14 protein-coding genes and 1 pseudogene are annotated in these 16047 nt (G+C 35.4%); all 15 read left to right on the top strand.

All coding sequences use genetic code 11. The annotated features are described in order from the left end of the window. Window positions 1-320: pseudogene (locus G576_RS12405) on the top strand (hypothetical protein); the annotation flags it as partial. A gap of 755 nt (window positions 321-1075) precedes the next feature. Continuing rightward, window positions 1076-2035 carry a DUF6017 domain-containing protein gene (locus G576_RS12400; protein ID WP_051178019.1) on the top strand — a complete coding sequence of 320 codons (960 nt, stop codon included), beginning with the start codon at window positions 1076-1078 and terminating at the stop codon, window positions 2033-2035. Continuing rightward, on the top strand, window positions 2032-4584 hold the full coding sequence (locus tag G576_RS0105735; protein ID WP_027973794.1) for a G5 domain-containing protein: 2553 nt from the start codon (window positions 2032-2034) through the stop codon (window positions 4582-4584). The genes G576_RS12400 and G576_RS0105735 overlap by 4 nt, the downstream gene beginning before the upstream one ends. Further along, complete coding sequence (locus G576_RS0105730; RefSeq protein ID WP_024394602.1) at window positions 4574-5068, top strand: PcfB family protein; 495 nt, start codon at window positions 4574-4576, stop codon at window positions 5066-5068. The genes G576_RS0105735 and G576_RS0105730 overlap by 11 nt, the downstream gene beginning before the upstream one ends. 17 nt (window positions 5069-5085) lie before the next feature. Then, complete coding sequence (locus G576_RS0105725; protein ID WP_027973793.1) at window positions 5086-6867, top strand: VirD4-like conjugal transfer protein, CD1115 family; 1782 nt, start codon at window positions 5086-5088, stop codon at window positions 6865-6867. Window positions 6868-6940: 73 nt separating this feature from the next. Then, on the top strand, window positions 6941-7249 hold the full coding sequence (locus G576_RS0105720) for a single-stranded DNA-binding protein (RefSeq protein WP_027973792.1): 309 nt from the start codon (window positions 6941-6943) through the stop codon (window positions 7247-7249). Then, window positions 7249-7464, top strand: a complete 216-nt coding sequence (locus G576_RS0105715; protein ID WP_014637003.1) for a Maff2 family mobile element protein — start codon at window positions 7249-7251, stop codon at window positions 7462-7464. Before G576_RS0105720 ends, G576_RS0105715 begins: the two co-directional genes overlap by 1 nt. 8 nt (window positions 7465-7472) lie before the next feature. Continuing rightward, window positions 7473-8336 carry a VirB6/TrbL-like conjugal transfer protein, CD1112 family gene (locus G576_RS0105710; RefSeq protein ID WP_027973791.1) on the top strand — a complete coding sequence of 288 codons (864 nt, stop codon included), beginning with the start codon at window positions 7473-7475 and terminating at the stop codon, window positions 8334-8336. Window positions 8337-8348: 12 nt separating this feature from the next. Continuing rightward, window positions 8349-8717 (top strand): PrgI family protein, encoded by a 369-nt coding sequence (locus tag G576_RS0105705; RefSeq protein WP_023370251.1) that lies wholly within the window; start codon window positions 8349-8351, stop codon window positions 8715-8717. Further along, complete coding sequence (locus tag G576_RS0105700) at window positions 8674-11103, top strand: VirB4-like conjugal transfer ATPase, CD1110 family (RefSeq protein WP_027973790.1); 2430 nt, start codon at window positions 8674-8676, stop codon at window positions 11101-11103. The genes G576_RS0105705 and G576_RS0105700 overlap by 44 nt, the downstream gene beginning before the upstream one ends. A 7-nt stretch (window positions 11104-11110) precedes the next feature. Next, window positions 11111-14332, top strand: a complete 3222-nt coding sequence (locus G576_RS13920; protein WP_027973789.1) for a CHAP domain-containing protein — start codon at window positions 11111-11113, stop codon at window positions 14330-14332. 10 nt (window positions 14333-14342) lie between these two features. Further along, a complete protein-coding gene (locus G576_RS13715) occupies window positions 14343-14558 on the top strand; it encodes a hypothetical protein (RefSeq protein WP_027973788.1) in 216 nt (71 codons plus the stop codon). Beyond that, window positions 14542-15138 (top strand): CD1107 family mobile element protein, encoded by a 597-nt coding sequence (locus G576_RS12395; RefSeq protein ID WP_051178017.1) that lies wholly within the window; start codon window positions 14542-14544, stop codon window positions 15136-15138. The genes G576_RS13715 and G576_RS12395 overlap by 17 nt, the downstream gene beginning before the upstream one ends. A 42-nt stretch (window positions 15139-15180) precedes the next feature. Beyond that, window positions 15181-15810, top strand: coding sequence for a DUF3990 domain-containing protein (locus tag G576_RS0105680; RefSeq protein ID WP_027973787.1), 630 nt, complete (start codon window positions 15181-15183; stop codon window positions 15808-15810). After that, a complete protein-coding gene (locus G576_RS0105675; protein WP_027973786.1) occupies window positions 15804-16028 on the top strand; it encodes a hypothetical protein in 225 nt (74 codons plus the stop codon). Before G576_RS0105680 ends, G576_RS0105675 begins: the two co-directional genes overlap by 7 nt. Window positions 16029-16047 lie beyond the last annotated feature (19 nt).

The following is a 16047-nucleotide window of genomic DNA, read 5'->3' as shown; positions in this document are numbered from 1 at the left end:
CGGCTTTTAGACCTAAAAAAACTGTAGCTAAACCAAGTAAAAAAGAATCTACCACACCAAAAACAAATCAATCAATAGAAGGAGCAGATATGCACTTTACTTTTACCGTCGACGGAGACAAAAACTGGAATAAAGGCACCGTTTACTATTACAACGGATCTAACAATACAATCAAAGGGCTATCACATCCAGACGAGTGGAAAATCATCAAAGAGATGTTTAAAGAGTCTACTGGCCGAGATATGCCTCACAAAAAATGGACTAGCAAAGCACCTTGGTACGTGCGCTTTATCGGCGCGACAGGCGCTAAACGAGTTTAATAATCACACAAAGCCCCTAGCAGATTGCTGGGGGCTTTTTTTGCTACCGACATTGATGTCGGTCAGCCTGACAAAATACAGTAGGAGATAGTAAAATACAGTAGATTTGCGGTAGATTTTCAACCGTATTTGTTTGGAAAATAAAAAAACATTGTTAAATCAACGTTTTTAGACCGTTTGGAATTTACTTGGAAAATAACTTCGGTGTATTATTGACAAGATCGCCATTCTGTCAATAATGGTCGCTGGAATTGATTTCTATTTTGACAAAATGGGCAAAATGAAAAAAATAGCAAAAACCCTCAGCGTTTGCCGGGGGTTTTTGCTATTATGACGGACATTTTCAAAAATGTCTGTTATAACGGACTTTGTTTTGCCCCTTTGATAAAAAATAGTCACAAGGGGCAAAAAGGGGGCATAAGTTCAAAACTTACTATATTTTATGTAGTAAAACATGATAGGTTTTAAACTTACAAAGCCTTATTTTATAGGCTTTTTCCCTCTTGAAACTTTATGTAAACGTTACTTTCAGTTACTCTTAAATAATAAATTAGAGTATATTTGAGGTGAGAATCCTAATAGTTAGGCTTTTTAAAGCCTCTATGGAGATTTTAAATGGTGTGGAATCACTTGATTCCCCACCACAAACCCCACCACGATTTCGCGTGGTGGGGTTTTGTCATAATTTAGATTATCGAGCAATCAGAATTCTTCTGGTTGCTTTTCTTTTTAAAGAATTTTTATAGGAGGTGTCTATGAATGCTCTCTTGTTTGATGAGCGACCAATTGTCGCAAATCCTGTCTTGGCTAGAGAAATAGGTTTGAATGAAGCAATTGTTCTCCAACAAATAAATTTCTGGCTTGAAGTTAATAAACAAAATGGGAAAAATTACCATGATGGTAGATATTGGACATATAATTCTATTCGGGCTTGGCATGAGTCCGATTTTTCATATCTTAGTTATGAAACAGTTAAGAGGACTTTTTCAAAACTAGAAAAAGCAGGTTTTCTTTTAACTGCCAATTACAATAAAGATCCAAGAGATAAAACCAAGTGGTATTCATTGGACTTAGAAAGAATTTTTGAATTACAGGAGATGGTAAAAATAAAAAGAAATCAAATTGCAGAGAAAGCATTGGATGAAGGAATAAATTCTACATTAACCAATGCATTGGGTCAAAATGACCCAATGGAAAAGTTCAATTTGACACAATGCACTCGTTCAAAAAGTTCTACTGCATTAGGTCAGAACGACCCAATACATGGTGTCAATTTGAACCAACCATTACCAAATAATACAACAAATAATACAACAGAAGATACTTCATTTTATATCAATCAATCTATTGAGGAGGGGGATGAACTTGAGAAATTAAAGAAACAAGTACAGTATGAATTATTAGTACAGTCAGGTTGTCGAGAAAAATTATGTGAATGGGATGAGGTTCTACCAGTGATAGCTGATGTGTTTTATCAGCTTGATGGAACAATTTCTATCAATCAGATGCGATTGCCGATTGACTTTGTAAAAGAGCGATTTAGACAGCTGACAATGTATCATATTGACTACATCTGCGAGTGTTTATCGAAGGTCGATACAAACATTCGAAATATCCGAGCTTATATTTTAACAACAGCTTTTAATGCACCTCAGACTATTGGTGCCTATTATTCAAACCAAGTGAAACAAGATTTTGGAGGAAATAACTTATGATTTCAAAAAAATGTAAATTTTGTCTGCGTAAATTAACAATTGGACTGGTTTCTCTTTCCATAGGACTTATATGTCTTAATTCTACACAACTTTCATCTGTAAATTCATTTACAGTATATGCCAATGAAGTAATTTCTCATCGAAATGATGTAGATGGGAGTAGTAAAGATTGGGGTACTCTAAATGGGAATCAATTCGTTGTTGATTATACGGATACAAGTTTGGAGATTTCTAAGGGGGCACATTCGAGCCTTACTGAGAATTATCAGGCTATTCGTATTCCTGAAGCTTATCCATACAAATTATTAGTCAATGGACAACCTAAAACTTTGTCAGATTTTAGGCGTGATAAACTCGGTAAGCTAATCGCAGAGATTGATGGTCGTGAAGTTCCATTATTAGATTATGGAATGGTTGAATATCAATTGAACCGTTATTTAGGTCAAGATATTTATAATATTTACGGGAACCTTTCTTACACTGCATATGCTTTTCTAACAAGTCGAAATTCTCATCACGGGTATTTTGAATTGACAGAAGCAGACAATGTACGAGATGCAAATGGTCAATTAGTCACAGGATTTTTTCAGACTCCACAATACTATGAAATGGCTTCAGCATATCAGAAATCAAATGCAGGCTATTTAAAAGTGCAGGTTGGTGACAAGGAGTTATCAACTAACATCATTGATGGTAGACTAAAGGGGTTGAAATCAGCTACTAAAAAATATTTTTTAGTTTTAAACAGTGAGTTTTCAATAGAACCACAAACAGGGAAATCTATTAAGCATTTGAAAGAACTTACTGAAGAGGAAGTTCAACAATTGAATCTGACCGACCAAAAAGTAAATTCGAATATTGAATTTATAATTGACGGAAAAACATACAAGACGAGTGGAAGAATCAACTCATGGAAAAACTCAACAATAAATCCGTTAAAAACTCGACTTGCGATTATGTCGATTGGAGATGGAAGCAACCTACATGGATTTGATTTATTTGCTTCTAATCACAACTATATTGAGGTTGTTGAAAAAGCTGAAAACACTCCTGTTATTCCTGAATCAATTGCTAAGAAAATTGAGTATGTAACAGAGGATGGAGAAAAAGTTGGTGACGGACATACAATTACCGGCAATAAAGGTGATGAGGTAACACTTGAAGTGACACCACCTAATGGATATGTATTTTCCACAACACCTCCAACAAGTATAATACTTAAAGATAATAGCCCTTATCAAATCATTGTGAATGAGGTAGTTGGCCGAGAGACCGTTGAAAGGAAAGAGGAAATTGACTACCAGGTAATACGTCAAGAAAATTCAGAAATGTATGAAGATGAAGAAGTTATTGTAAGTAAAGGTAGTAAAGGTATCAGAATAATTCAAGAAACATTCGAAACAAGAAAAGGTGCTAGAACACAAAAATTGCTTGATACGAAAACTATCATAAATAAAGAAGCGGTAGACGAAATCATTCAGTATGGGACGAAACAAATTGAAAATGAACAAGTAATAACAAGAACAGAGATTGTACCATTCGATGTAATTGAAGAATCAGATCCAAATATGTATGAAGGTGAAGCTGTAATTGTTACTGAGGGTCAGAACGGTGAGGTAACTATCCATGACCACTATAAAACGTTTAAGGGTGTAAGAGATCCTGAACCATTTAATTCAGAATCTACTGAAACGAAAATAAAAGTAAATAAGGTTGTAAGAATTGGAACTAAGAAAACAGAAGGGGAGACAACTGAAAAAAACAGTGAAATAACCCCATTTGGAGTTCTTGTTGAGGGAGATGATTCGTTGTATGAAGATGAGCGAATTATTGTGAGAAATGGCGTTCCAGGGCTTGTAGATTTAGTTACAACTTACAAGACAAACAAGGGGGAGAAGGTTGGTGACCCAATCAATATATCTGAAAGTGTTGTAAGAGCACCAGTTGATGAAGTGGTTAAAGTGGGAACAAAACCAATAGAATCTATCACTAGTTCTGAAAAATTGGTTGATATTCCATTCGAAGTGGAGAAAAAGATAGATGACACACTTGAAGAAGGCATTGTGAAAACTATTCAAGAAGGCAAAAACGGTCAGAAAAGAGTGATTGTCGTTACGAATTACCTAAGAGGTGTTCAAAATGGTGATGTCCAAATTGAAGAGGAAGTCATTTTGGAACCAGTAAAAGAAATAATATTGGTTGGTACAAAGAAGGTGCAAAAACAGAATCAAACTCCGAACAAAAACGAGACTGATGATAATTCAAAATCTCCAATCCTACCACAGGTAACAGAGGGTGATAATGGTAAACCCAAAAATCAAGAGCCCAATCGATCTGTATCAGACTATCCAGTGAAATCAAAAGAGAAAATTAGTCAAACGCAGGCGAATGGTAGTGATAATTCTGACAAGAAAATAGTGTCTGAAAAATTGCCAGAAACTGGAGAGACAGTTCTAAATCCTCTTTTAGTCATAGTAAGCAGTTTATTGTGCCTAGTTACTTCAATAGGAATGATAATGTGGAAGGATAAGAAGTCAGATGATAAATGAGGATGTTGGAAATCGTTTAGTTACATTAAATCTTCGTCTGGCGAAGGTATCAGCTAAATTGATAGTAGCAGCTTTAAAAGTATTGGCTAAGGAGGCAGAATCAAAAAAGTTATCAGTTAAACAATATTTATCACATAAAAGTGAACAAGGAGAGGTTCCTTTAAAAGATTTGGTTGGCAAGGGTTCACTAGAGAATATCCCTATGAAACATCCTGAATTACTTGAGTTAAAAAAGGAGCTAAATAAACATGGTGTTCGGTTCTCTATTTTAAAAAACAAAGAGAACAAAAACTTTGAAGTATTTTTTCAAGCGAAAGACACAGCTATATTAGAACACTCATTCAAACAAGCAGTTCAAAAAGCTGAAAGGAAAACAAGAATCAAGCAGTCAACCTTGAAAAAAATCAAACAGTATCAAAAATCTCTTGGAGAACAGATTATCAAACCGAAAATCAAACAAAAACATCAAGAACAGTCATTGTAGGAGGTGATAGGATTGAAGTGATCGAGCAAATTAAACTTGACATTCTAAATAGTATTCCAATTGGAGATAGGCGAACACTTATTAAAAGTTTTATTCCCTATCTTCTTTTTTTCTATCTTGGAACCTGTTTAGGCCACCATATCCGAAGTTTTAAAGGGGGCGATGTATTAGATAGGCTATTTCAAGCAATTTTAGAAATTGAATCTATGAGTTGGTTATTCATTCCAAGTTTTGATGATTTGCTTCTCGGTATTGGTTTATCTATAAGCGTTTGGGGAGTGATGTATTCAAAAAAGCGTCATGCAAAAAAATTTAGACATGGAGTTGAATATGGTTCTGCAAGATGGGGAGATGGGAAAGATATTCAACCATATGAGGATCCAATTTTTGAGAATAATATTTTGTTGACAAATAGCGAAAAGCTAACTATGAATTCCCGACCGTCAAACCCAAAGTTTGCCAGAAATAAAAATATTCTGGTGGTAGGTGGCTCAGGCAGTGGTAAGACTAGATTTTTTGTAAAACCCAATCTTATGCAAATGCATTCGAGTTACTGTGTAACAGACCCAAAAGGGACGATAGTTTTAGAATGTGGCAAGATGTTAGAAAGTAACGGTTATCAGATAAAAATCTTAAATACAATCAACTTCAAGAAATCCATGAAATACAACCCTTTCGCTTATTTGAAAAGCGAGAAAGATATTCTCAAGTTAGTTCAGACAATCATTGCTAATACTAAGGGTGAGGGTGAAAAAGCTGGAGAAGATTTTTGGGTCAAGGCTGAGAAACTTTATTACACGGCACTTATTGGTTATATCTACTATGAAAGTCCGAAGGAAGAACAAAACTTTAATACTTTACTTGCAATGTTGGATGCTAGTGAGGTGCGTGAAGATGATGAGAATTTTAAGAATGCCATTGATTATCTATTCTTAGCTTTAGAACGGAAAAAGCCTCATCATTTTGCTGTTAAACAGTACAAAAAGTATAAGTTAGCAGCTGGGAAAACTGCAAAATCAATCTTGATTTCTTGTGGTGCAAGGCTAGCACCTTTTGACATTGAAGAGTTGAGAGAATTGATGAGTGATGATGAGTTAGAATTGGATACACTTGGTGACCGAAAAACGGCACTCTTTGTCATTATTTCTGATACAGATGATACATTTAACTTTGTGGTTTCCATTATGTACTCGCAACTATTCAATTTACTCTGTGACAAGGCGGACGATGTTTATGGAGGTCGATTACCAGTACATGTACGTTGCCTATTAGATGAATTTGCCAACATTGGTTTAATTCCACGATTTGAAAAGTTGATTGCTACCATTCGTTCTCGTGAAATTTCTGCTGCTATCATTCTTCAAGCAAAATCTCAACTTAAAGCCATTTATAAAGATAATGCAGATACAATTATAGGAAACTGTGATACCGAGTTATTTCTTGGTGGCAAAGAAGGAACTACTCTGAAAGAATTAGCGGAGAATTTAGGTAAAGAAACAATCGATCTATACAATACTAGTGAAACTAGGTCCAATCAGAAATCATTTGGTCTGAATTACCAGAAACTAGGAAAGGAGCTAATGTCACGAGATGAGTTAAAAGTCATGGATGGTGGAAAATGTATTCTTGAGATTCGTGGTACACGGCCGTTTTATTCAGATAAGTATGATATTACCAAGCATAAGCATTACAAATTATTAGAGGATTTTGATAAGAGAAACAAGTTTGACATAGAAAAGTATCTCAAGAAAAGAGGCGGAGTCAAACTAACTGAGAATACAAAGGTTATTCAATTGTAGGAGGTTGCTTATGAGGATTAGAGCACCACCAACATACACAAAACGTAAAGAAAAAAATAGAAAGAGGAAAATTATGGAACATGAAATGATAAATATTAACGCTCATCTTGTAAAAGATGTTGTGTTTTCAAGTTTTGAATCCGAGGATGGAATTGTCCCAGTTGTAAATTTCTCCCTTGTTAAAAAATATGGAAAGGGTAAGGAATACACTAACTGTTCTGCCTATGGTGATAAGGTTGAGATTGCAAAAGAATTTGAAAAGGGAGATCTTATCCATGTTTTCGGTTACTTTAAAGAAAATCGTAAAGGTGATAAGGTATACAAGAATTTTATTGTTAAATCAATGTATAAAATTGAACAAGATGAAATGGAGGAAGAGTAATGGATTTTTTCACACAGGGAGTGGATGTTTTAAAAACATTGGTTATCGCAATTGGCGGTGGTTTAGGTGCCTGGGGTGTTATTAACCTCATGGAAGGTTATGGTAACGATAACCCAGGAGCTAAGTCACAGGGGATCAAGCAACTGATGGCAGGTGGTGGCATTGTGTTAATTGGTTTAAAACTAATTCCTCTGCTTGCTAACTTAATCCAATAGGAGGAGCTATGTTTGATATATTTGGAAAACTAGAAGAGATGATTCAAGAAATTCTTTTGGATATGATAAAAGGGACTTTGACAAGTATGTTTACTGACTTGAATCATCAATTAGACTTTGTATCTGGTCAGGTCGGTCAATCGCCAAGCCAGTTCAATGCTGAAGTGTTTTCCTTTATCAAACACATTAATGATAGTGTTGTACTACCAATAGCTGGTTTGGTAATTACAGCTGTATTATGTTTAGAATTGATCCAAGTAGTGATGCAAAAGAACAATATGGCAGAAGTTGATACGTTTGAATTTTTCAAATATGTCATTAAGATGTGGGTTGCAGTATACTTGGTTTCCCATGCTTTTGAATTTGCCATGGCAGCATTCGATATGGGTCAACACATGATTGGACAAGCAACAGGAGTCATTCATGGCGAAACATCAATATCATCCGAACAGATTACAGCAATGGTTGACAGTTTAAAAGATAAGAATATTGGAGAATTAGCTGGTATTGTTTTTGAACTTCAAGCGGTTAAGCTAACGATACAGATAATTTCCTTAATCATTCTTATCATCACTTATGGAAGAATGTTCGAAATTTATGCTTATAGTTCGGTTGCTGCCTTGCCATTTGCTACCATTGGCAATAGGGAATGGGGCCAACTTGGACATAACTACATTCGTGGACTGTTTGCATTGGCTCTGCAAGGTTTGTTCCTGGTTATCTGTTTTGGAATCTATGCAGTATTACTTAGAGGTGTAAAAATGACGGATATTCATATGTCCGTCTTTTCCATTTTAGGTTATACAGTTCTGCTAGGATTCATGATGTTGAAAACTGGTACACTTGCAAGGTCGATTATGAATGCCCACTAGAGAGGAGAGTTTATGGCCTACGTTCAAATTCCAAAGGATTTATCCAAAGTAAAAACTAAAATAGCATTTAATTTAACCAAGCGTCAGTTAATTGGTTTTTCATTGGCAGGCTTTGTTAGTCTGCCTGTTTATTTATCAATTAGGGAAAGTGTTGGAAATGATTTGGCAATGTTAGTCTTTATTATTCTTGCTTTCCCATTTTTATTTTTAACTTTTTATGAAAAAGATGGGTTAACGAGTGAAATCTATCTAAAGTATATTTTCTTACAACAACACTATCAGCCATGTGTGCGGTATAAAAGAGCACTTTATAAAGCAAAATTCAAGGAGGAGGTACATGAGACCAGAAAGAAAAAGAAAACAGGCACAAGAATTTCTTGAAGTGAAGCAGGCCCAACTAAAAAAGATACAAAAGGAAACAGCAAAACAGGAAGGAAATTCGTTTGTTGCTTCTATAAAATCATTTTTTGAATTAGGTGAAAAATGTTTTACTGTAGAAGATACAATTCCTATTGAGACAGTGTATGAGAATGGGATTTGTCGACTAACTGATGGCTATTTTACTAAAATGATTGCTTTTGAAGACATCAACTACCAACTAGCATTGGAAGAGCAACGAGATTACATCTTCAATCAGTTTGCTTCGTTTTTAAATAGTTTTGATAACAATACCAGATTGCAACTCTGTTTTACGAATCAACTTGGAAGGTTAGAAGAATTAGCTGATGCAATTACAATCCCAATTAAAAATGACGGACTTGAGGAAATTCGAAGTGAGTTTAGGACTATGCTTCAAAATCAATTGGAGAAAGGAAATAATGGATTAAGGCAGACAAAGTATATCGTTTTTGGTGTAAAAGAGGATTCGTATAGGCAAGCAAAGGTTGTATTATCAAGGCTAGAAATTGACTTACAATCTCATTTAAAAGGGATGGGAATTCGTTCTACTGTATTAAACGGTTTTGAACGTTTGATTGTACTTCATCATATATTGAACCCGACAGAGCACTTATCTACATTACCTGATGAAATGGAAAATCGGGATTGTCGTTCTATAATCGTACCAGATAAAATTCACTTTCAGAAGAAGTATTTTTCAATGGATAATGTCCTATGCCAGACTAGTCATGTGCAGATATTAGCATCAGAATTGTCTGATAGATTCTTAACTGAATTACTTTCACTAGAGGAGAATATGGTTCTATCATTGCATATTCAAGCCTTGGATCAAGTTGATGCGATAAAGTTAGTCAAACGTAAGTTTACCGATGTGCAACGGATGACGATGGAAGAGCAGAAGAAAGCTTATCGTTCTGGTTATGATTTAGATATTATTCCTTCAGACTTAATGACCTACGGTACTGATTTGAAACACCTATTGAATGATTTACAAAGTCGTGACGAGAAGATGTTTCTCGTTTCGTTTATCATTCTAAACCAAGGATTCTCAAAAGCTAAACTGGACAATGCAGTCTCCCAGTTGGCGACCATCTGCAGTCGCCACAATTGTATGCTGAAATGTTTGGATTACCAACAGGAGCAGGGCTTAATATCAGCACTACCATTAGGAATGAATTGCATCAAAATAAAGAGACAATTAACAACTTCAAGCACGGCCGTATTTATTCCGTTTACGACTGAAGAATTATTCATGACCTCTAGTACATCCATCTATTATGGTCTAAATGCTATTAGTCATAACTTAATCATGGCAGACAGAAAGAAACTAAAGAACCCCAATGGTTTAATCTTGGGGACGCCAGGGTCTGGAAAATCATTCTCAGCAAAGCGTGAAATCACCAATGCTATCTTAGTAACTGATGATGATATTCTCATCTGTGATCCGGAAGGAGAGTATGGTGCTTTAGTTGAAGCATTTGGTGGAGAGGTTATTCATGTATCCGCAAAATCAAAAGATTACCTAAATCCCTTGGATATTAACTTTAACTATGGGGATGGGGATGCACCATTGAAGGATAAAGCGAATTTTATTATGTCTATGCTTGAATTGGTTGTAGGTGGTTCTGGTTTAACTGCAGCAGAAAAGTCAGTTATCGATAGGTGTCTTCCAAAAATTTATGAAGCGTATTTTGAAAATCCGATACCAGAGAATATGCCAATTTTACAAGACCTATATGAATTATTGTTAAAACAGGAGGAAAGTGTTGGCCGGAAATTAGCGACTGAAATGGAAATTTATGTGACAGGTTCCCTTAATGTTTTCAATCATCGTTCAAATGTTGACTTGAATAAGTCCCTCTTATGTTTCGATATTAAAGAGTTAGGAACCCAATTGAAAAAGATAGGTATGTTAGTTATTCAAGACCAGGTATGGAACAAGGTTTCACAAAATAGGCAGAGCCAAAAGTCAACTCGCTATTATATAGATGAATTTCACTTACTACTAAAGGAAGAACAAACAGCTCAGTATTCTGTTGAAATTTGGAAGAGGTTTAGGAAGTGGGGAGGTATTCCAACTGGATTAACCCAGAACGTGAAGGATTTATTGGCAAGCAAAGAAATTGAAAATGTTTTTGATAACACCGATTTTATCATGATGTTAAACCAGGCTTCTGGCGATAGAGAAATATTAGCTAGAAAGCTAAAAATTTCACCTTATCAGCTCAATTACGTGACAAACTCTAATGCAGGTGAGGGGCTACTATTCTTTGGGAATACCATTGTCCCATTCCTAGACCAATTTCCTAAGAATACACTCTTGTATCAAAAGATGACTACCAAACCAGAGGAGGTCAAGAAAGGCTAGGTGAGAAATGGGAAAGTCAAAACGAATGGTCCGAGAGACCAATAAGAAACGCTATTCTAAATCTAAACCTGATATAGGACAACGGAAAGAAGTACAAGATTTTTCTGGGAGAGCGGTTGATGAGAAAGTTCGCTTTCAGCACCAAATTATTCATAAGGGAAGTAAACTAGAGTGTAACCATCTTAAAGGTGATACGTCAGAAAAAAAGAATCATATTCACAAAAAATCAAATGATAAATCCCTGCAAGCACATTCTAACAATCAAGACGCAAACAAATCAACTATACAACTTGATAGTTTACGAACTAAAATGGTTAATCAGGAAAGTTCGCAACAGTCTCATCTACCAGAAAGATTACAAGTTGAATCAAGGCCACCGACACAGAGAAGACAAGTTCAATTAAATCAACGTAATTCTTTTGAAAATCAAAAATTTTCACAAACACAGAACGACTACGCAACTACTGTCCAGACTAGTTTACATTCCGAAATCAAAACAAGTTTTGAGGAGGATATTCAACCACCCCCTCTTGAGATGGATGGCCGACCTCCTGAACTTGTAAGTATACATGAAGACTTTGTTAATTCAACTGAATTATATATAAAGAAGCATGGGGATATAGAGTCAAAAACTAGTCATATTCAGGGAAAAAGCGTTTCTCTGAGCAATCAGTCAGATGTTAGAAAAAATCCCGAAAGTCCATTTCGTAGATTTGAGACTAATCAAAGTAGAATCGTTGATGCAGACTCAAAGTTTTCCCATCGTAGAAATGAGGGGGAAACAAAACTTATTCATCACCAAAGCCAAGAAAATACTTCTCAACTTAGAAAAAAGAAGAGAAGAATACACGGTCAAGGTGAGTTAGTTAAAGAGCGTGGCAATATTTTCTCAGATAGACCTTTATCACCATTTGAAACTGGTTTAGAGTTATCTCAAAATGAAGCAGATTCCACTGGTTTTGTTGAGACAGCTTCAATAATTGAAGGTGATAGGAATGTAAAAGTTAATGATGATTCTATTCTTTCAAGTCGGATTATTCCGGGCAATAGAAACTCTCAAATCATCATTTCTGATGAATCAAAAAATCCGAATATCAGAAGAATGTTTGTAAAGAATAGTCAGCACCTTCAAAATGATAAAATGGTTACTCTAATTGATGAAGCTTATCAAAGTTCAGAGCAATTTCAGCCAAATCTTAATGATAATACAATTACGGTTGGACAAACAGATCTGTCTATAAATGCCTGGTCAAAAAAGTTACATCAATCAAAATTTAGCCTATTCTCAAGTAATATTCTGCAATCAAATGCTGTCATTGAAAAGGTAAAGATTGGAGAGAATCAGTTTTCAACACGAACAAGAAAGCAATCTTCAAGTAGACAGGTAAAAAAGGAAGCAAAAGTATTTGTTGATAAGGGATCTATTCTAGATTCTACTAATAACAAAGATAGTCAAATTGATTCTTTAGTATCCAAACCCACGTCAAATACTAGCCTACTACCTGTTGATAGAAGACCAACTTATGCTTTGACAAAAACAACTATGAATCAAACATATAAGGGGCGTCTTCCGTCAAAAAATAACATTAAGGTAAAACCAAATAAACCACTCAGATTTCCAAATGGACAGGCACAGGTACACGAAAAGATAAATTCATTAGTAAATGAACCTATTGAATTCGTCAAGGATAGGAAGAATAACCGTTTATTAAAAAACATTGAAAAAAGTAAACTTGGTCGAATCCAAAGAACTCCATATAAAAAAGTAATGTCAGTAATGGCCAATAGTGAGTTTCTAGCAGCTAGTTATCTTCAAGCGGGGGCTGAGGAGAATGTGGCAGTGGATGCAACAACAAAAGCGATGAATATCCATGCAACTACAACTATGAAGATTGCCCAAAAATCTAATCGAAAAAAGACTTTGAAGAAACTGACAAAGAAGGCAAAGATTAGACAATCACAGTTGGAGTTTCGACATAAGTATCGTTTGTTGAAGGAAGATAAAACTTTTAAACGGCAATCATTCTACCGCAAAGCGATGTATCGTCATCGAATGAGGCAACAAATACGTAAGAAACACCTTCCTAGATTCAGAGACAGGATAAAAGAAGAAGCAATAAAAATACTTAATCAATTCGTTCAATACATTACCACAAAATGGAAGAGTATGTTAGTTTTGGTTTTGGCTGTATTTTCACTGTTGACGGTTGTTTACTCTAATAGTCAATTTATGTTCGGTGCTCTATCATCAGTTTCTTACCAACTTACCACTACATCTTATTTATCTTCAGAGGAAATGCTAATTGCCTTAAATCACATTTTCTCTACTTATGAATTGACATTATCCAATCAGTTGACGAGATTGAAGGAGTCGAAACCTGGATATGATGAATACATTGTAAAAGGTAGGGAACAAATTGGCCATGATCCGCATGTCTTATTAGCCTATCTGACAGCTCGTTTCGGTGAAATAAAAGACCAAGCAAGTGTTGAACCTGCGATGAGACAATTATTTGAGCAGATGTATCATGTTTCCTACCATGAGGAGAAGGAAATCCGGTACCGAACAGTCAAGGAAGAAGTGCTTGACACAAGTGGGAAGAAAACTATTGTAGAAAAACGAGTTCCATATTTGTATCGAAAATTAGTCGCAACGGTTTCAAAAAAAGATATGGATGGTCTAGTTCATGAAATATTTGCGAGTAAGCCACATAATTTAGAACATTATAAGATACTACGAGAATCGAAAGGGAACTTAGAAGCTTCTTTTCCTTCAGGTACAGGAATCAGTCTTCCAGGAAATGTATCATCAGTTTACGACGTAAATTTGACAGGTGGTAATTTTCCACCACCAAATCCTAGCCATGTTGCAGCCTTAAATGGTGGTTACCCTGGGCAATGCACCTGGTATGTATATAATCGCTTTTCACAACTTGGAAAGCCAATCCAACATTCCCCAATGGGAAATGGAGGAGAGTGGGCTTTCTACGCTGCAAAATACGGTTATACAGTTAGTCGGGAGGCACGAGCTGGTACCGCAGTATGTATGCCACCAACTGTACCCTATGCGGACCCTACCTACGGTCATATTGCGTTTGTCGAGCGAGTTAATCCTGATGGAAGTATCGTTATATCAGAAATGAATGTTAAAGGGGAATTCGTGATTTCAACAGGCTATCTTCCTCGGGAGATGGCGGCACAATGTTATTACATCAATTTTGGATTATAAGGAGGAATATATGCGTAAAGATATTCAAATGTTGCAAAAAAAGAAAGAAAAGTTACTAGAAAAAAAGCAAAAACTTGACCAAGATTTGGCTCAGGTTTTGCAGGATGAACAAGATTTAATTTATGAAGAGGTCATCGTTGTCTTTGAAAAATCAAATCTATCACTTGAAGAATTTACTAAAAAAGTTCTATTTGAAAAGGAGTTGTCGCATGAAACGATTAAGTAGTTTTGTGAGGTTGGCTGGGTTGGTTATGCTTTTTGGTGGTTGCCAAACTATTTATGCAAGTTCTCCAAATCTAGACACAAATAGTCAGCCAGTAGCAGTTTCGGTTAATCCTCAAGCCTCAGAGCAAAGCAATGCTAAGGGGCAAGTTACAGAAAATGTTGATGCTAATAATCAAGATTATGAAATTACCGAATCTGTTGCAACTAAGCGACAATTTGTCACATTCACGAGTAAATCAGGTAAGGTGTTTCATCTGATTATTGATCATGATAAAGGTGGACAGAATGTCCAATTACTAACAGAAGTTTCAGAACAGGATTTGCTTAACCTAATTGAATCAACTAATACGGTTGCAGTCAAACCACAAAAGACTGAAGAAGTTGTCGAAGAAAAAACTGCCAAGAAAGAAGAACCGAAACAAAATTCTTCAGTTGGTAGCTATATTATCATAGGTCTATTTCTTATAGGAGTTTTGTGTGCAGGTTACTATATGAAGGTCATTAAACCCAAAAAAGAACACAACTTTGAAGAGTTTGAAGAAGATGATGATTACGTAAGTGAAGGAGAAGAGGAAGTTTGACATTGTTTTCCTTTTTTGTATAATGACTATAGAGGTATTGAAATGGATTTAACAAGTAAGCAAATTAAAAATTTATCACATAGTAAATGGTATCATGCTACTTTAAAAAGACATCTTCCGTCTTTGTTGAAAGGGATAAAGGTAGATTTCAACTTAGGACATGAACTCGATTTTGGTGCTGGATTTTATATCACTTCGGATTTTCAACAAGCTCAAAAATATATCAATCGTTTGGTAGAATTTCTAAATGCCAATAATGCTAGTTCGAAATTTTTGGGGAATGTGGATGAGGAAGGGATTATTTTAGAGTTTGAACTGACAGATTTTCCTTCCATCTTTACAAATTCTAAATACAAGTGTCACTATTTCAATAGTCATAAGGCTTCTAATGATGTAATAGATTTTGCTGAGTTCGTGTTTCAGAATCGGCTTCGCTCAACGGAGCTTATTCATCAATTTGATTTTATCTATGGAGTTCAGACAGATGATAATCCGACTGGTTTACTTCAAAAATATAAGGCTGGAATGGTTTCAAAAGCAGATGTTTTAGAAGAATTTCGTAAGCCATTCTCATTTAAGCAGTTATCCATTCACAATCAAGACTTTTGTGATATAATGAAGGTAAATAAGATATATTTATCTGAAGATGGAAAGGAGTTAGACCAATGGTAAAAACTGTGATTAGCCCTGTTGATTTGTATAGTAATGAATTAGCACAGGCTTTGTTAGAAGCATCTAAATACAGACTTGAGGCTAGTGTTGCACATCAAATTGCAAGACAGTATGCAAGTCAGGTAGATTTTGAAGATCCAATCTTGATGCATGTTGGGGTTAACTCCATCGCAAGCACCTTGATTGATAAAATAAAACCTGAGTATTTTCAGACTTAAAAAAACTTTTTGATACTTA

Origin of the sequence: Streptococcus porci DSM 23759 (genome assembly GCF_000423765.1) — a bacterium.
In the GTDB taxonomy this organism is placed as follows: domain Bacteria; phylum Bacillota; class Bacilli; order Lactobacillales; family Streptococcaceae; genus Streptococcus; species Streptococcus porci.
This window is presented reverse-complemented; position numbering and strand designations above follow the sequence as displayed.